At 41.5% G+C, this 17121-nt stretch carries 16 protein-coding genes and 1 pseudogene; 3 read left to right on the forward strand and 14 right to left on the reverse strand.

Features of this window, described 5'->3' with window-relative positions; translation table 11 throughout:
* Positions 1-134 precede the first annotated feature (134 nt).
* The 3 genes from hemL to AC0L4E_RS04705 form a co-directional block, all read right to left on the reverse strand.
* Positions 135-1427, reverse strand: coding sequence for a glutamate-1-semialdehyde 2,1-aminomutase (gene hemL / locus AC0L4E_RS04695; RefSeq protein WP_473678216.1), 1293 nt, complete (start codon positions 1425-1427; stop codon positions 135-137).
* Positions 1428-1457: 30 nt separating this feature from the next.
* Positions 1458-2477: an aspartate carbamoyltransferase gene (locus AC0L4E_RS04700; protein WP_473678217.1), complete on the reverse strand. Its 1020-nt coding sequence runs from the start codon at positions 2475-2477 to the stop codon at positions 1458-1460.
* 213 nt (positions 2478-2690) lie between these two features.
* A complete protein-coding gene (locus AC0L4E_RS04705) occupies positions 2691-4415 on the reverse strand; it encodes a chloride channel protein (protein WP_473678218.1) in 1725 nt (574 codons plus the stop codon).
* Positions 4416-4482: 67 nt separating this feature from the next.
* On the opposite strand from AC0L4E_RS04705, the gene AC0L4E_RS04710 reads away from it, so the two are divergent.
* The gene (locus AC0L4E_RS04710) at positions 4483-5196 is read left to right on the forward strand and encodes a DUF6776 family protein (RefSeq protein ID WP_473678219.1); all 714 of its coding nucleotides are present in this window, start codon (positions 4483-4485) and stop codon (positions 5194-5196) included.
* A gap of 79 nt (positions 5197-5275) precedes the next feature.
* A complete protein-coding gene (gene erpA, locus AC0L4E_RS04715) occupies positions 5276-5626 on the forward strand; it encodes an iron-sulfur cluster insertion protein ErpA (protein ID WP_055024237.1) in 351 nt (116 codons plus the stop codon).
* Positions 5627-5728: 102 nt separating this feature from the next.
* On the opposite strand, the gene AC0L4E_RS04720 is transcribed toward erpA, so the two are convergent.
* The 5 genes from AC0L4E_RS04720 to AC0L4E_RS04740 all read right to left on the reverse strand — a co-directional run bounded on the left by AC0L4E_RS04720 (position 5729) and on the right by AC0L4E_RS04740 (position 10663).
* On the reverse strand, positions 5729-6217 hold the full coding sequence (locus AC0L4E_RS04720; RefSeq protein ID WP_473678220.1) for a hypothetical protein: 489 nt from the start codon (positions 6215-6217) through the stop codon (positions 5729-5731).
* 59 nt (positions 6218-6276) lie between these two features.
* Positions 6277-6663, reverse strand: coding sequence for a DUF2750 domain-containing protein (locus AC0L4E_RS04725; RefSeq protein ID WP_473678221.1), 387 nt, complete (start codon positions 6661-6663; stop codon positions 6277-6279).
* Between the two features lie 137 nt (positions 6664-6800).
* Entirely contained in the window at positions 6801-7502 is a 702-nt protein-coding gene (gene aqpZ, locus AC0L4E_RS04730) for an aquaporin Z (protein WP_473678222.1), read from the reverse strand.
* 336 nt (positions 7503-7838) lie between these two features.
* A complete protein-coding gene (locus tag AC0L4E_RS04735) occupies positions 7839-8996 on the reverse strand; it encodes an anhydro-N-acetylmuramic acid kinase (protein WP_473678223.1) in 1158 nt (385 codons plus the stop codon).
* Between the two features lie 158 nt (positions 8997-9154).
* A complete protein-coding gene (locus tag AC0L4E_RS04740) occupies positions 9155-10663 on the reverse strand; it encodes a peptidoglycan DD-metalloendopeptidase family protein (protein ID WP_473678224.1) in 1509 nt (502 codons plus the stop codon).
* A 125-nt stretch (positions 10664-10788) separates the two neighbouring features.
* Here AC0L4E_RS04740 and tyrS point away from each other — a divergent pair, with 125 nt between their 5' ends.
* The gene (gene tyrS, locus AC0L4E_RS04745; protein ID WP_473678225.1) at positions 10789-11985 is read left to right on the forward strand and encodes a tyrosine--tRNA ligase; all 1197 of its coding nucleotides are present in this window, start codon (positions 10789-10791) and stop codon (positions 11983-11985) included.
* A gap of 111 nt (positions 11986-12096) precedes the next feature.
* Here tyrS and AC0L4E_RS04750 read toward each other — a convergent pair whose 3' ends face one another.
* The 6 genes and pseudogenes from AC0L4E_RS04750 to AC0L4E_RS04775 all read right to left on the reverse strand — a co-directional run bounded on the left by AC0L4E_RS04750 (position 12097) and on the right by AC0L4E_RS04775 (position 17121).
* Positions 12097-12507, reverse strand: a complete 411-nt coding sequence (locus AC0L4E_RS04750; protein ID WP_473681524.1) for a nuclear transport factor 2 family protein — start codon at positions 12505-12507, stop codon at positions 12097-12099.
* A 75-nt stretch (positions 12508-12582) separates the two neighbouring features.
* Positions 12583-13227, reverse strand: a complete 645-nt coding sequence (locus tag AC0L4E_RS04755; protein WP_473678226.1) for a trimeric intracellular cation channel family protein — start codon at positions 13225-13227, stop codon at positions 12583-12585.
* Between the two features lie 49 nt (positions 13228-13276).
* Positions 13277-13648: pseudogene (locus AC0L4E_RS04760) on the reverse strand (DUF2721 domain-containing protein); the annotation flags it as partial.
* 80 nt (positions 13649-13728) lie between these two features.
* Positions 13729-14730 carry a cobalamin biosynthesis protein CobD/CbiB gene (locus AC0L4E_RS04765; RefSeq protein ID WP_473678227.1) on the reverse strand — a complete coding sequence of 334 codons (1002 nt, stop codon included), beginning with the start codon at positions 14728-14730 and terminating at the stop codon, positions 13729-13731.
* A gap of 59 nt (positions 14731-14789) precedes the next feature.
* A complete protein-coding gene (locus AC0L4E_RS04770) occupies positions 14790-15482 on the reverse strand; it encodes a 5'-methylthioadenosine/adenosylhomocysteine nucleosidase (RefSeq protein WP_473678228.1) in 693 nt (230 codons plus the stop codon).
* 226 nt (positions 15483-15708) lie between these two features.
* On the reverse strand, positions 15709-17121 hold the full coding sequence (locus tag AC0L4E_RS04775) for an FAD-dependent oxidoreductase (protein WP_473678229.1): 1413 nt from the start codon (positions 17119-17121) through the stop codon (positions 15709-15711).

Below are 17121 nucleotides of genomic sequence, written 5' to 3' on the forward strand. Positions count from 1 at the left end.
AAGGCGCTTTGAGCGCCTTTTTGCTGTCTGCTTATAAATAAGCAATAAAAAAGGACTGGTGTTAACCAGTCCTTTTAAACTTTCGTATTCTAATTTGCCACAGAGTTACTTTTAAAAGTTAACTCATTAACAATTTAAAGAGCTTTTAAAGCTGCAAATGCTTTATCAGCAGCAGCAAGCGTTAGCTCAAGCTCTTCTTCACCATGAGCCATTGATAAGAAGCCTGCTTCATAAGCGCTTGGCGCTAAGTAAACACCTTCATCTAGCATTAAGTGATAGAAATTACGGAAGTGATCCATATTGCACTGAGTCACTTGATCGAAGCTAGTGATTGGGTTTGTGTCTTCAGTAAAGAAGAAACCGAACATGCCGCCAACTTGGTTAATGCTTAATGGGATACCGTGCTTATCAGCAGCAGCTTTGAAGCCTTCAGCGATACGCTTAGTTTTAGCACTTAGCTCTTCATAAAGGCCTGGCTGACATAAAGCGTCCATTTGCGCTAAACCGGCAGTCATAGCAATTGGGTTACCCGATAAAGTACCCGCTTGGTATACAGGACCTGTAGGAGCAATAAACTGCATCACATCTTTACGACCACCGAAAGCGCCCACTGGCATGCCGCCACCGATAACTTTACCTAACGTCGTTAGATCTGGCTTAACGTTGTAATGACCTTGTGCACCGCTCTTAGAAACGCGGAAACCAGTCATCACTTCATCGATGATCATCAATGCACCGAACTCATCACAGATTGTACGAAGACCTTCAAGGAATCCTTCAACTGGTGGGATACAGTTCATGTTGCCAGCAACAGGCTCAAGAATAATACAAGAGATAGCTTCTGGGTGTTGCTCGAACATAGCACGAACTGAATCAAGGTCGTTATAAACCGCTGTCAGTGTGTGCTTAGCAAAGTCTTCAGGGATACCAGGAGAACTTGGTTGTCCAAGTGTTAATGCACCTGAACCTGCCTTAACTAATAAGCAGTCAGCATGGCCGTGGTAACAACCTTCAAACTTCAAGATTTTGTCACGGTTAGTGAAGCCACGTGCTAAACGAATTGCACTCATTGTTGCTTCAGTACCTGAACTTACCATACGAACTTGTTCGATTGATGGCACCATTTCGATGACTTTCTCAGCCATTTTAACTTCAAGTTCAGTTGGCGCACCAAATGATAAACCGTTTTCAACCGCTTCTAATACCGCTTGGCGGATTTGAGGATTATTGTGACCTAAAATCATCGGGCCCCAAGAACCAACATAATCGATATATTTTTTGCCATCAGCATCGTAAATATAAGCACCATCTGCTTTTTCGATGAAAAGTGGTGAACCACCTACACCGTTAAAGGCACGAACTGGTGAGTTTACGCCACCAGGAATGGTTTGTTTTGCTTGTTCAAAAAGCGCTTCTGAGCGGGTCATGTGAAATCCTTCTAAAAAATCGTTAGCTGACTATCTATCAGCTTTTCGTGAATACCAGTTAACAGGGCACTCATGCTGTTGTAGCTCGTTTTCAACACCAAGCGTTAACGCAAAAAGTGCCATTCGAATAAGTAAGCCATTATCGGCCTGCCTGAAAATGGCAAGACTTGGGTGGCTATTTAAATCATTATCCAATTCATTTGCTTGCGCACGTGAATCACGCGGCAACGGATGCATAATCACCGTATTTGATTTGCAATGTTGCGTATAAATACTGTGATTTAATCTAAACTTGCCACGATACTTATTCGCTTCATCTTGTGAAGCGAACCGTTCTTCCTGAATTCGAGTCAGATAGAGTATATCAGCTTGATGTAAATTACCTTCTAACTGATCTGTTATTGTGATCTTATGACCAGCATTTTCAATGTCATTGATCACATAGTCAGGCATTGCTAAGTCAGATGGTGAGATTAATGTGAATTGAATGTTTTTATACATACACAACAAACGAGATAGCGAATGCACTGTGCGACCATGTTTAAGGTCGCCAACCATTGCGATATGCATGCCGCTAATATCTTGTCCGCGATGACTTAATTCTTTTTGAATAGTAAATAAGTCCAGCAATGCTTGGGTAGGGTGCTCGTTTGAGCCGTCACCGCCATTGATCACAGGAACGCGGCTACCTTCAGCAAACTCTTTGACTGAAAAAGGGTCTGGGTGACGCATTGCGATAACGTCTGAATATGTCGATAACACACGAGCGGTATCATAAAGAGATTCGCCTTTAGATAATGACGATGACCCCATACCGACAGTTTCTCTGACATTACCGCCTAGTAAATTAAAGGCACAGCCAAAGCTCACTCGAGTTCGTGTACTTGGTTCAAAAAAGAGGTTACCTAAAATCGCTCCGTCGAGCACCTTGGTACGTTTTTCACGCAGCGCATAAGGCGTCATATCTTCGGCGACATTAAAAATGGTGTTAATAGCATCAAGATCCAGTTGATTAACTGAAAGGATGTGAGAACCGCTAAACTGTGTCATCAGCCTGATTTCCAATTATTAGGAGAGTAAATAAGGGCTATTTACCCTGTGGTTATGTAGGGTGGCTGAGGCGAGATTTTAACAGAGAGTGGATGAATATTAAATCTCGCTAATGATTATTTATCGCTTTTTAGACATAACACTGATTAGCGAAATAAGAACAATGCTAAATTCCTAAAAAGTGAACTTTTATCGTACGAAAAACATTGAAAATTACACTTGGCCAGAGCGTATTTCTTGCCATAATGTCGCCCAGCTGATCACGCCGACGATATTATTGGTATTGCCACGATAAATATATACTTCACCGCGTCGCTTAATCGCCAATAACTCGTAAACCTCATTTAATGTGGCTGTATCAGGAAACCCTTCCATTGGTTGACGTGATAGTGTTGTTGAGTCTTCAAATGATTGCATTTCGATACTGAGCATTTCGATTTGTGACTCAGAGTTGCGTACCATTACCGGTCGTCCTTCGGCGCGTTTCATTACCTCCAGCAGTAGGTCGTCATTATCGTTGACGATAACAAAGCGCTTATCCATGATGGCTCGCACGCCTTTCTTTTGTAGACCTTGATTGACGGGAGGCACCTTGTATCCAAGCCCCATAATATCGAGCTGCTTTAAAAAAACTGAGCTGGTATTAAAACCTTGATAGGCAATCAAGAAAGCCGGAATAGTAACGAACATCGCAGGTAGTATTATTGACGCATCATTGGTTAACTCGAGTAGAGCCACCAGTGCAGCCAACGGCGCACTTAAACAGACGCCCATCATGGCAGTCATTCCAATAACAGTATACAAACCTACATAAGGGGCAATTGATGGGAAAAACATGGCGCTAACTAAAGCTAATATTGCGCCGATCAATGCGCCAATACCATAAAGCGGACCAATTAAGCCACCAGGAATCCCAAAGCCAATCGCGGCAATGGTCGCTATAATTTTACCGATCAATAATGCTAACAAGAACATTAAGCTAGGGCTGTCGATAATGGTTGCTTGAATCGCTAAATCACCAGAGCCCAATGCTTGGGGTAAAAATAACCCCACCAAAGTGGTGACGCTCGCAGCTATCATGAGTCGATAAATCAGCGGCCAGTGTTGGCCTATTGCTGTCATTTTTAACAGTGAATGATTAAAGCCTGCCGCAGCGCAGCCTAGCACAATGCCGCCAATGGCAAGAATAGGGTAATGATCCAAGGGGATCCGCGTTACTGTGATTAAGTCATATTCGTGAATATTGCCAAACACTAATTGGCTCGATAACGCTCCACATATGGCCGATAACATTATCGGGAAAAAGTAGTGAATTTTGTATTCGCGGACGATAACTTCAAACACAAAAAGGACTGCTGCAAGCGGCGCGTTAAAAATCGCTGCAATACCTGCTGCGATGCCGCTGGCGCACATAATTCGCACGCTATTGTCTGGTAATTTAAACTTTTCGGCTAAATAACTGGCGCTAACGGCACCAAGATGAATAGCGGGTCCTTCTTTACCAACAGAAAAGTTTGCGATTAAGGCAATTAATGCTTGAAAGAACTGACCGGGTGCGGATTGCAACGGCACTTTACCGTAATGCAGCTTAAATCGATGCATGACATAGGCAATTCCCATGCGGCGATAACGCTTAGAGCCGATGCCTGCCACCAGCCATATTAAGATAGCGCCGACAATCGGTAAGTAAGTACGCCAGTCGCTGACGGCACTGGCAAAATTGGTCGCTTCAGGAATGGTGTGAACTTGCGCCCAACTGAGTAATAGCCGGAATAAGATGATGACGCTTGAGGCAATAATGGCAAATAACAGCGCTAAACCACAAAGTTGCACACTAATCTTCGACTGAGAAAGTTTATCTCTCAATTCATTACGAAGATATTTGCGTGTAGCTGCTTTGGTGTGAATAATAGCGGCTTTATTTATCTTAATTTGCACTGTATTGCCTAAGATCCATATTTGGGCGATTTGTTGTCATTGTATTTTATTAAGGGCTTGTTACCTAATGCTAAATTATCATCGCATGCTTGACCGCTTGCAAGTTCAAGAACGTAAACTTCGTTCATCGGGGTTATATTTATCAGCGTTAATTATTATCAGTTTTGTTGTTGGGGTTTTAAGTCATACTGTTTTCATATCTGAAGTCGTTGAACCAGAACATCAAGCTGCTGAAGTAACCGCACTTAAGACTGAACTTAAGCAACAATCTCATGTAGTTTCTCGTCTTGATATGGCACTTTCAATTGAAAAAGAAGCCAATGCCAACATGAAGCAAATGTTTGGTAAACAAATTCAACAGCAAAAAACACTTGAACAAGAATTAGCATTTTACCGCAGCCTAGTGTCACCAGAGAAAGAGATTGATGGTGTTGCTATTCATGGTCTTGAGCTATCGAAAGGTTTATTGCCTGATAGTTACCAAATGCGATTAATTTTAACCCAACTGCAAAAACGAAAAAGCATTGTTAAAGGGGTCGCCGACATTGTTTTAGTAGGAGTACAAAATGAGAAACAAGTGGAAATTTCATTAAGCGACTTAGAGATTGAGCAGTTTAATTTTGGCTTCAGATACTTTCAAATGTTCGATGCTGAAATAAGTTTGCCACAAGGATTTGATTTACAGAGAATTAAAGCCGTAGTGCAAGTTAGTGCCAGTCGTGGTGTTAAAGGTGGACGCATTGAGCAAACGTTCGAGATCTCAGAGTTACTAGAAAGCTAAAAAAGAACTAAGAGTAATACTTGAACAAATTAGTCAGGTAATAGATAATTCCGACCTGAAACTGAAGTTAGAGGTAGTAATGACTGAACAAACAGATGCAGCAATGCCAATTCAATTTACCGATGCTGCGGCAACTAAAGTGAAGGGACTGCTAGAAGAAGAGCAGAACCCAGAATTAAAACTTCGTGTGTACGTCACAGGTGGTGGTTGTTCAGGTTTCCAATATGGTTTTACTTTCGACGAAAAAGTTAATGAAGGTGATTTCACTATTGAAAAGCAAGGTGTTCAATTGGTTGTTGATCCAATGAGTCTTCAATATCTTGTGGGCGGTGAAGTGGATTACACTTCAGGACTGGAAGGGTCTCGCTTCTTTGTTAAGAATCCGAATGCGACCACGACCTGTGGTTGTGGAGCTAGCTTCTCAGTCTAATACATTGATTGAGTTGCGACATTAAGTTGATATTTTGCTAAATGGCAATTATTAACAATAAAAAAGCCGTCTTATGACGGCTTTTTTGTGGGTTAAACTTAATCAACTAATGATATTAAAGTTCATTCTAGGTTTAAACCACTTAAACACTGCTTTATTAAAGCTAATCCATACCTGCACTAAAGCCAAAGCAATTAACACACTGAAAATAACCCAATCAGGCAGCACCATTTGCATAAAGCCAATATCTACAGTGGTAGGTCCTGCAACAATATTATCAGGGTCATACATGATAATAGGCAGCATGCTGTATAGGCCTAATTGTAAGATGCCATAAGCCCGTAACATGTAAAGCGCTGCTTTTTGTCTACCGGCTACACCTAATACCATCATTAAAGTTAAAGCGCACAATAACACGCCTTGTTGTGCCATTAACCCACTAACAGAAGTAATGACGTAAACCGTCATTAATGCGATTAATCGTTTAGGGAATACTGCTTTTTCGGTGTTAGGTTTAGCAACTGTTTCATTTTCTGTTTCGACAATATTTATCTTTTCAGCATCTTGCTGCGGTAAATTTTTATCAGTCATAACGCCTTAACTTTTATCTTGATTGCAGGTGTCTGGGATTTAAACAGTGTAGAGTGCTTTTAATGCTTAGCTTGTTTTTTTGGCGTTAAGCGAGAATCAAGCTCATACGGTGGGATAACCACACCTAAGTCTTCTTGAACTGGGAACACGGCGACAAATAAGTCATCTTCTGACATGCCACTCACCCAACGTTCTTGGAACTCATTTAAAGGGATTGAAAGAGGTTCGCAGTCTTTCCACTCATCGACAGCCCATAGTTTGGCTGCTTCTTCAGAAGGCCACATCGGGATGCAATCCTCATCTTCAGTGGTCAGCATCACACAACCATCTTGGTCTTGCAGGCTCCAAATTGCTTGTTCTTGTTTAACTTGATCAACAAGGTAATCGTAACGCGCTTCAGGTGTCATGTTTAATTGGTCTTCAATTGATTTTGGTTTGCTGCTCATGGTGAACTCTCATTGCAAAGTGGAACTGATTTGGCGCTTATTCACGCGAATACCGCATGATAACATTGACTGTTAGTTTTAAAAAAGAAAAGAGCACTTTGCGTGCTCTTTGCTAATGATAAGGTGCTTAAATGTACCTATCCTTCGGATGGGGTGTCAAAGAAGCGATAAATCATGCCAGCAAGAATCGCACCTGCAATGGGAGCTACCCAAAACAGCCATAATTGTGAAATAGCCCAATCCCCGACGAATAGAGCGGGGCCTGTGCTTCTTGCGGGGTTTACCGAGGTGTTAGATACCGGAATACTGATTAGATGAATCAAGGTGAGCCCTAAACCAATTGCAATAGGTGCAAAGCCTGCTGGCGCTCGTTGATCTGTCGCGCCAAGGATAATGAGTAAAAAGAATAAGGTCATTACGACCTCGCATATCAGTACTGACATCATGCTATAACCACCAGGCGAGTGCTGTGCATAGCCGTTTGATGCAAATCCACCTGCTAGACTGAAGCCATCTTGACCACTGGCAATTAAGAATAAAATGCCTGCACCAGCAATCCCGCCAGCCACTTGAGCAACGATATATGGGGCTAACTCGCGAGTTGGAAAGCGTCCACCAGCCCAAAGACCAAAAGATACCGCAGGGTTTAAATGGCAACCTGAAATATGGCCAATTGCGAAAGCCATTGTCAGTACGGTCAAGCCAAATGCTAAAGCGACGCCGAGTAATCCTATCCCGACTTCAGGGAAGGCTGCTGCGATGACGGCACTACCACAACCTCCGAGCACCAACCATAAAGTGCCAATAAACTCTGCTAACATTTTTTGCTGAATACTCATTTAACTGTCCTTATTAAAATTGAATACTGTCTAAGTTAACTGCTAATTAGTCTTCCCAACTATCACTTATAAATAAATTACTTAGAAACGGTTTAAAAATACCGCTCAAAAGAGTTAAGCAGTAAAAATGAATTAATTCAATGATGCTAATATGACTTTTAGATGTGTTAAGGGCAAAGGAGTATAGGGAAATACGATGCAGTAAGGATCGTCAAAAAAGGATAGCTTGGAAGTTTATAGACTACAGGGCCTTAGCTCAGTGCCGCCTTAAAGCACTGTAGTCATCGATTAGCGATGAAGGTTTATCGTGTAAAAACCATAAGCGTGGTGCAAGCATTAAGCGTGGTACAAGCTTCCTAGCACCGCAAACCGACTTGCCCCAGTCACTACTGGCAAGTTACCGCTTAAACCATGATGATTACGCATGGCTAACCAAGCAAAGGCGATACCTTCGACCCATTTGGGATCCATGCCAATATTACTAGTGGTCGAGAGAGTCCAATTAGGCAGCAATAGGCTTAAGCGCCCCATTAGGGTTTTATTAAATGCGCCACCACCACAAACAAATATATCGCCTTTGTCAGATAATCTGTTTATGTCATTTGCGATGCTATGACAGGTTAGATCAAGTAAAGTTGATTGAATATCAGCAAGGTTTAAATGTGAAAAGTTGGCCTTTTGCTGTTCTAACCAAGCTTGGTTAAACAGTTCACGCCCCGTGCTTTTTGGGTATGTCATGGCAAAGTATGGGTGAGACAATAAATGCTGTAAAAACTCATCGTCTGTGGTGCCAGAAGCCGCCCATTGACCTGATTCATCAAATGGGAGTTGTTGCTCTTGCAGAATAAATGCATCCATTAAGGTGTTACCTGGGCCAGTATCAAAACCAATGACTCGCTCATCGCCGTTTTGGACTGCATTGTCAGATTGCGAACCTGAACTATTAGGCAGGTAAGTGATATTGGCAATGCCGCCAATATTAAGGATAACTCTTGGCGTTTTGTTTTCAGCAAACATGGCGTGGTGAAACGCGGGTACTAATGGCGCCCCTTGTCCGCCTAACGCGACATCTTTTCTGCGAAAATCAGCAATGACATTAATCCCTGTTTCAACGGCTATTGTTTCAGGATCGCCAATTTGTAATGTAAAACCATGTTCTAAATTTGGCATATGCCTAATTGTTTGTCCGTGGCTACCAATGGCGATGATATCAGTTTTATCAATCTTCGCTTTAGCTAGTAACTCATTAACTGCTTGAGCAAACAACAAACCCATAGCGCGATCCATTCGCCCCATGATATTTATTTCATCGGTATTAGGGGAACATAAACGGTGCAATTGGCTCAATATATGTTGAGGAATGTCAACGGTATGGTTGGCAACTAACTGACTTTTATTGTCTGCAAAATCTACCAAAACAGCGTCAATACCATCCATACTGGTGCCAGACATTAAACCGATGAAATAGTGATGTTTGTTTGTAAGTGCTGTCATAGTTGGTTGCTCAAATTAACGAAATGTAGAAACAAATTGAACACAAAATAGAAAAGGTACGAGTGAGTTGATGAAACGCTCATACCTACTTGGGCTGCTGCATAATAACAGCTGATCAATACCAGTTTCTCAATAGCTAGTTACTTAATAGGGATTGCTTAATTACTGGCGTATTGTAGTTGTTTATTTTTCTCAATTTTAGCCATCAGCTGTTTACTCAATGCGGTAAATTGGCTCTTTTCTTTTTTATCAATCGGATTCGATTGTGGCAGCTTGATGGTTCTTGGGTTCCGATGTACGCCATTTACGATGAACTCATAATGTAAATGCGCGCCAGTCACGCGCCCAGTTTTACCAAGAGTTCCGATAATTTCACCTTGTTTAACCGTGTCGCCTCGTTTTACTTTACGCTTGTTTAAGTGCAGGTATTTGGTGGTGTAGGTGTCATTGTGTTTAATGAAAACATAATTACCGTTGTATTTGTTGTAGCTCGCTTCAACGACTTTCCCTCGGCCAGCAGCTTTAATTGGAGTGCCAATAGCAGCAACATAATCTACGCCTCTATGGGCTCTTACTTGCCCTGTAACAGGGTGTAAGCGGCGGGGGTTAAAGCTTGAACTAACGTATTTGAAATCAACAGGTGAGCGTAAAAAAGCTTTTCGCATACTGTTGCCTGATTCCGAGTAGTATTCGCCATCGGTATAACGTACTGCAGTATAACGTTCGCCTTGGTTATAAAATTCAGCCGCTAAGATGTTACCTGTGCCAATAAACTGTCCGTCGACAAACTCTTCCTCAAACATGAGCGAGAAACTGTCATCCTTGCGAATGTCTAATGCAAAATCAATGTCCCAGCCAAAAATATTAGCCAGTTGCATAATATGGTTAGCAGATAAACCAGCTGTTGCTGCTGCATTCCAGAAGTTGCTACTGATATTGGCAGTTATGAATTTATTTTCTAAGGTAATGGTTTTAACGTTAACCTTTTCTTGAAACTTATCGTCATGTTTACTGATCAATAACGTAGAAATCTTGTCCATCTGATAACTGATCTGGGTTATTTCATTCTGCCCATCTTTGGTGACGATGATTTCTTCGCCGGGCATAATTTTAAGCAGATTCTTTTTTGATTTTGGCAGCAGGGTAATTTGGTAAACATCTCTAGGACTTAATCCTGCTCTGTTCGCCAGTCCACCAAAGGTATCTCCCTTGGCCACTTTATATGTTTTATGGGACAACAAATCGGCTTCGCGATAAGGTACTGCATTTTCTACATCTTTAGCTGGGCTCAATACTGTATTGTCAGAAGTTGTTAATGGGTCCAAATTCGCAATAGGGCTGCTGTCTTTTGAAGGCGTTAATGATTGTTGTACTGACTTATTGGCATGTTGGCTAGATTGGCTTGGCGGTGTTGGTGTGCGAAATGCTAATGGCACAGAGTATTCGGATTGTGTATTAGCCGAGCGAGTGTTGCTGTCTTCATCATTATTGTTTTGCAACGATTGAATGCGGTCAGAAAGATCTACAGTGCCAGTTTGTGTTTGTTTGGATGCTTTAGCGTCATCAGAGGGGAATAACACGATAATCATCGTGAAAATAACTAATAAACTTAATGCAATTTGATGCACTTTTGGCAGTAATTTAAATAAAGTGATTAGCTTTGCCATCGACCTATGTACCAGTTTCTCTTTTTCGTTGTAATCCCCTTAGTGTACACACTTTCAATTACCGTGGCTAACAAGTAATATAGGCCTCTTATTTTTTTATCAATGCTTCAGGAGTAGGTGCCGAAATGGCTGATTTAGACCAAGTGTTAGCAGAAATTAAACGTGGTACCGACGAGATTTTAGTCGAGTCAGATCTGCTAGAAAAACTTAAAGAGGGGCGTCCTTTAAGAATTAAACTAGGTGCAGATCCAACCGCTCCAGATATTCATTTAGGCCATACGGTCATTTTAAATAAACTGCGTGCGTTTCAAGAGCTAGGCCATGAAGTAATTTTCTTGATTGGCGATTTCACTGGCATGGTTGGTGATCCAAGTGGTAAAAACAGTACTCGTCCTCCATTGACTCGTGAAGACGTACTTGCCAATGCTGAAACGTATAAAGAGCAAGTGTTCAAAATTTTAGATCCAGCTAAGACTCGTATCGAATTTAACTCTAGCTGGTTAGAGCCATTAGGCGCTGCAGGTATGATCCGTTTAGGTTCTAAGCAAACCGTTGCACGTATGATGGAGCGTGATGACTTTAAAAAGCGTTATGCGTCAGGGCAAGCGATTGCGATTCATGAGTTCATGTATCCTTTACTACAAGGCTATGACTCAGTTGCACTGAAAGCGGATGTAGAGTTAGGCGGAACCGACCAAAAGTTCAACTTGTTAATGGGTCGAGAGCTACAAAAAGCGGAAGGTCAGAAACCACAAACGGTTATCATGATGCCTTTATTAGTGGGTTTAGATGGCGTAAAGAAAATGTCTAAGTCTGCTCATAACTATATTGGTGTCAGTGAACCTGCTAACGAAATGTTCGGTAAAATCATGTCAATTTCAGATGACTTGATGTGGAGTTACTTCGAGCTACTGTCATTCCGTCCATTAGCTGAAATTGCCCAATTTAAAGAAGATATTGCCAATGGTCAAAACCCACGTGATGTGAAAATTGCTTTAGCAAAAGAAATCATTGCAAGGTTCCACGACCAAGAGCAAGCTGATGCAGCTCATCAAGAATTCATTAATCGTTTCCAAAAAGGTGCGATGCCAGATGATATTGAAGAGATGGAGTTTGAAGCCGGTGAAGGGCTAGCGATTGCTAACTTACTTAAAACTGCGGGTTTGGTAGGTTCAACTTCTGACGGCATGCGCATGATTAAGCAAGGCGCAGTTAAGATGGATGGCGAAAAGCTTAGTGATACTCGCCAAGTGTTTGAAGCAGGCACTAATGCTATTTTTCAAGTGGGTAAACGTAAGTTTGCTAAAATCACTTTAGTTTAATTTAAGCTTAGATTTTTTGCTTTACATGCTAGCTAAAAGCTAAAATATACAGACAAAAAACGACTCAATTGAGTCGTTTTTTTATTTCCGTTTCTGGCTCAAGTCATCAGCCTATTGAGTCTGCAGTTGGTCAGACATGGTTTGATAGTCCATTAAGTCGACTTGCTCAGTCATCCTTTCAGTATTCATATCAAACTTAAGTGTTGTAACACCAGGGATTGCAATCTCAATAATTTTGCCTGGTTTCCCAAACTGTTCACCTGGGCCGCGAAGGTGATAATTACCAATCATCACCACTAATGAGCCAGTGTTAAACATATGCTCAATATTAAACTTATATTCTAAAACGCCTTCATGAGCGCGTTCGAAAAAATCAATAATATGCCTGCCGCCTTTATAGGTGACATTGGCCGTTTTATCGTAAAACACACTATCACGGTTATAAAAACGTCTGAGAGAGCGATAGTCATGATCGGTCAATGCTTGCATGTATTGCACTGCCATCTGTTGCTCTTTTGGCATATCACCAACAGCGGCATTGCTGTTTAAACTCAATAAACTGCAAAAAATACCACATAACAAACCAATAATTCGCACTTAGGGCCTCTTACTTTTTAAATCAAACGCGGGTAAAGATAGATGCCAGCGTATTGCGCTCAGGCGAATAATCAAGGTACTGAACATAGCAAAGAATAATGCATTAATGCTATCCATTCCAACTTCAATACTCAAGGTGTAGCAGATACCACCGACAATTGATGCTGTAGCATAAATCTCGGTACGCAAAACCATTGGAACTTGGCGGCAAAGTAAATCTCGGATAATACCACCACCCACACCAGTTATGAGCCCCATAATAACAGCTGACATACCGGATAGTCCTAACATCAGTGCTTTTTCTGCGCCAATAACCGTAAATAATGCAAGCCCAAGAGCATCGGCAATGGGTAAGGTCAGCTTTGGTAGTTTATGTGGTTTTCTGACGAGAATAAAACAAGCAAACACAGTGGCTAAGATGACGATAATGTAATTAGCATCGCTAATCCAAAATACCGGGGTCGCGCCCGTTAGCGCATCACGTATGCTTCCACCACCAACGGCGGTAACTGATGCAAGTACTATCACTCCAAATGGATCCATGCGATGTTTACCTGCAGCTAAGGCACCTGAAAGGGCAAATACAGCAGTACCACAGAGATCAAAAAAATAAATCCATTCAAAGTTAATCATTGGTTCGCTCATCGCTGTTCAAACTTCGCTCCGTTAAGACTTTCTTGCAATGCTGCTGTGAGCTTAACTCTTTAATATGAATATTCAGCGCATCTACAGAAATTCTAATTTCGATGACAGACAAAATGAGTGAATAAAGTAAAAATAATAAACTGACACCGAATATCACAGAACCAGTATGAAAGAAGCCTAAGTAGATAAATATCATGCTAATAACGCAAATAGCAAAGCTAACAACACCTGCTTCTTGCATGCGTCTGATGATGCTAATGCGCTGCCTTAGGTTTTTGATTTGCTCGTTATCTACAGGTTTACCAGAAGCACTTAAGTTTCTTATTAGCGCAGCCAAAGAGAAAAAACGGTTGGTGTAAGCCAATAACAATAATGAGATTGCAGGAAATAATAAACCGGGTGTAGTTAATGATATTTGAATGTTATCTAACAAGACACTTTGCCTCAAATGGAACGGGATAAATCACTTAGCTGGTAATAATAACTCTTTTGCAAATAAAGTTACATTGCTTGTAACCATCTTAATGCAGTCCATAAAATAGGAATAGCGATGGTAAAGGATATCCAAAAAGTCACAGCCCAAGAGGTTAGGCTGATGGCATTTTTGATATCAAGTATTTCAGGCATTCGAGACGGATTAATCTTATTTATAGCAACTCTTTGTTCTTTATGGTTGATGACAAATTTTTGCGGACCGCCAAGCTCAACTTGTAAGATCTTACTACCAATAAACAAACTCGAATAACCGTATATCCCATCCGTGTGAGAAGGTTGTTTGAATAGGATGTTGATGTTTTTAAGCCCACCTTGAAGTACTAAGGTAAAGTTCCATAACCAGATAGGGATCGCATAGATAAAACGATTGAGAAAATATATCGGCGCACTAAAAAAGCGATACTGCGGGACATAGTTTGGCCAGCAATGTTCTAGTTGTTTTAGTAAGTGAAGCAATAATACTAGTGGCGTGCCGCCAAGCCCATAAAATAAAATGGTCGCCACAGTGCCATAACTTGGTGAAATTAACAGACGCTCGATTGTTGCTTTGCAAATGCCTATCTCAGACAAACTGCTCGTTTGTTGTGTAAGCCAAGGTGATAAGTAGGATTTTGCTAATTCTTTCTGCCCATGTTCAAGCGAGCTAACTACATCTTTTGCTACAGGTTTGAACCCCGCATCGCTGATACAAAAGTACAGTAAAACAAAATCGAAAAACCAAGGGTAGGCTGCGAGCGAGAGAATAAAATAAGTTGTAAACCAGATAGGCACAACGAGTAAAATACTTGCCAGTAAACCTGCAGTAAGCTGTTGTTTTGGGTCCCGTTGTGGGTGACTAACTTTCTGGCTGAGCAGAATAGCTAACTGATGGAACCAAACAATGGGATGATACTTTCTTGAAATAGGCGCCACACGTGAAATTAGTAACGCCATAAATAACACTAAGCAACTTTGTAATAAGCTGCCATCAATGCGAATCAGTTGTTCGTAAAAGGTGCTATCAATCAATTTTAAAAAACCATCCCATTATTAATAGTTTCCGCAGCTACTTATAGCTTTAAGCTTGATTATAGCTGCTTTAATAATGCTATAACCATTAATGCTGAGTAATGACCAGCTTTAACAATATATGAGTCAAAGTCTACTGCAGAATCATCGTTAGCATTATCTGAAAGCGAACGAATAACCACGAATGGGACTTCAAACTGATGGCATACTTGGGCAATTGCAGCCGCTTCCATTTCACAAGCCGCCATTGTCGGGAAGTTGTTGAGCATCACTTTAGTACGTTCAGGGTCGCAAATGAAGCTGTCGCCCGTTGCAATTAACCCTTCAATGACTTGCGCTTCGCCTAACGATGAGATTGCCGCTTTGGCTGCTTCAACTAATTTAGTGTCAGGAATGAACGCTGCAGGTTGTGAGGCCATTTGGCCAATTTCGTAACCAAAAGCAGTCACATCAACGTCGTGATGACGTACTTCAGATGAGATAACGATATCACCAATATTCAAACTATCGACAAAACCACCAGCTGAACCAGTGTTAACAACCGCATCTACTTTGAAGTTGTTGATCACTAATGTGGTTGCGATACTTGCCGCGACTTTACCAATGCCTGAGCGAGTGACCACAACATCTTGACCCGATAACTGGCCTTCAATAAATTCGATGCCGGCAACTTTTGAATGAACTGGATTGCTCATGGTTTCAATTAGGTGAGCAACTTCTGGTTCCATTGCACCGATAATAGCGATTTTCATAAACTGATTCTCATTGATTAGTTAGCCAAGTCTGAATATTGGCATTAATAAGATAGCTAAGTAATTATCTAGTAATTGCTAGATTGATAGCAAACGATCACTTAGCTTTTAGATGGCGGCTAATATAGCACAGATGGATAATTCAGAACTGGGAGCGATATAAATTTTCAATAAAAAAAGCGCATTTTTCAATGCGCTTTTTAGTTAAGGATATTTTTGTTTGATGCTAAGCATCTTCAAATGAATTCAAAATTCCTTGGGCAGCATCACGACCTTCAGCAATGGCGGTTACCACTAAGTCAGAACCGCGCACCATATCACCGCCAGCAAACACTTTAGGGTTAGTGGTTTGGAATGGATTATCGTCAAACTTACTGGCTTTGACTAAACCCCATTCGTTAGTTTCAATGCCAAAGTCATCAAACCATGGAGCAGGGCTTGCTTGGAAACCAAAGGCAATGATAATGGCATCAGCTTCTAGCACTTGTTCGCTACCAGGAATGACTTCCGCTTTTTTACGACCTGATTCATCTGCTTCACCCATTTGGGTTTCAACACATTCAATGCCGGTTACAACGCCATCTTGTTCTTTAATCGCTACAGGTTGACGGTTAAATAAGAAGTTAACGCCTTCTTCACGCGCATTTTGAACTTCACGACGTGAACCTGGCATATTGGCTTCATCACGACGGTAAGCACAAGTCACGCTTTTTGCGCCTTGTCTAACTGCTGTGCGAACACAATCCATAGCAGTATCACCACCACCTAAAACAACCACATCTTTACCTTCAAGGCTTAAATACGGATTGTCTTGGCACTGACTACCCATTAACTCATGGGTGTTACCAATAAGGTACGGCAATGCTTGAATAACACCTTGGCTATCTTCACCTGGAAGACGGGCTTTCATTGCTGTATATGTTCCCATACCTAAGAACACGGCATCGTATTCATCAAGTAAAGACTGAAACGCAATGTCTTTACCGACAGTTACGCCCATTTTAAATTCAATACCCATGCCTTCAAGTACATTGCGACGGGTTTGCATGACATCTTTATCAAGTTTAAAAGATGGGATGCCATAAGTTAGCAGACCACCAATTTGCGGATACTTGTCATAAACAACCGCTTTTACGCCATTACGGCTGAGAATGTCTGCACAACCTAAACCTGCGGGACCAGCACCAATAATCGCTACTCGTTCTTTACGAGGAGTAACGGTACTCATGTCTGGTCGCCATCCTTGGCTAATTGCGGTGTCAGTAATGTATTTTTCAACATTACCAATAGTGACAGCTCCAAAGTCATCATTAAGGGTACAAGCACCCTCACACAATCTGTCTTGTGGGCAAACGCGGCCACAGATTTCAGGTAGGGTGTTTGTTTCGTGAACTAAATCAGCGGCTTCAAGAATACGCCCCTGTTCTGCCAGCTTTAACCAGTTTGGAATATAGTTATGCAGTGGACATTTCCACTCACAGTATGGGTTACCACAATCTAAGCAACGGTCAGCTTGCTCAGCCACTTGAGGCTGAGAAAATGGCTGATAGATCTCGATAAACTGGGTTGAGCGCTCAGCTGCGGAATGCTTGGTTGGATCCTTACGATCCACTTCGATAAATTGAAAATCATTACTCAT

Source organism: Shewanella sp. GJ50-10 (assembly GCF_055808815.1).

Excerpts from the sequence above, each read along its gene's own strand:
- hemL (WP_473678216.1), bottom strand. The coding sequence starts at position 1,427 with ATGACCCGCTCAGAAGCGCTTTTTGAACAAGCAAAACAAACCATTCCT.
- AC0L4E_RS04700 (WP_473678217.1), bottom strand. The coding sequence starts at position 2,477 with ATGACACAGTTTAGCGGTTCTCACATCCTTTCAGTTAATCAACTGGAT.
- AC0L4E_RS04710 (WP_473678219.1), top strand. The coding sequence starts at position 4,483 with ATGCTAAATTATCATCGCATGCTTGACCGCTTGCAAGTTCAAGAACGT.
- erpA (WP_055024237.1), top strand. The coding sequence starts at position 5,276 with ATGACTGAACAAACAGATGCAGCAATGCCAATTCAATTTACCGATGCT.
- AC0L4E_RS04720 (WP_473678220.1), bottom strand. The coding sequence starts at position 6,217 with ATGACTGATAAAAATTTACCGCAGCAAGATGCTGAAAAGATAAATATT.
- AC0L4E_RS04725 (WP_473678221.1), bottom strand. The coding sequence starts at position 6,663 with ATGAGCAGCAAACCAAAATCAATTGAAGACCAATTAAACATGACACCT.
- aqpZ (WP_473678222.1), bottom strand. The coding sequence starts at position 7,502 with ATGAGTATTCAGCAAAAAATGTTAGCAGAGTTTATTGGCACTTTATGG.
- AC0L4E_RS04735 (WP_473678223.1), bottom strand. The coding sequence starts at position 8,996 with ATGACAGCACTTACAAACAAACATCACTATTTCATCGGTTTAATGTCT.
- AC0L4E_RS04740 (WP_473678224.1), bottom strand. The coding sequence starts at position 10,663 with ATGGCAAAGCTAATCACTTTATTTAAATTACTGCCAAAAGTGCATCAA.
- tyrS (WP_473678225.1), top strand. The coding sequence starts at position 10,789 with ATGGCTGATTTAGACCAAGTGTTAGCAGAAATTAAACGTGGTACCGAC.
- AC0L4E_RS04750 (WP_473681524.1), bottom strand. The coding sequence starts at position 12,507 with ATGCCAAAAGAGCAACAGATGGCAGTGCAATACATGCAAGCATTGACC.
- AC0L4E_RS04755 (WP_473678226.1), bottom strand. The coding sequence starts at position 13,227 with ATGAGCGAACCAATGATTAACTTTGAATGGATTTATTTTTTTGATCTC.
- AC0L4E_RS04770 (WP_473678228.1), bottom strand. The coding sequence starts at position 15,482 with ATGAAAATCGCTATTATCGGTGCAATGGAACCAGAAGTTGCTCACCTA.
- AC0L4E_RS04775 (WP_473678229.1), bottom strand. The coding sequence starts at position 17,121 with ATGAGTAATGATTTTCAATTTATCGAAGTGGATCGTAAGGATCCAACC.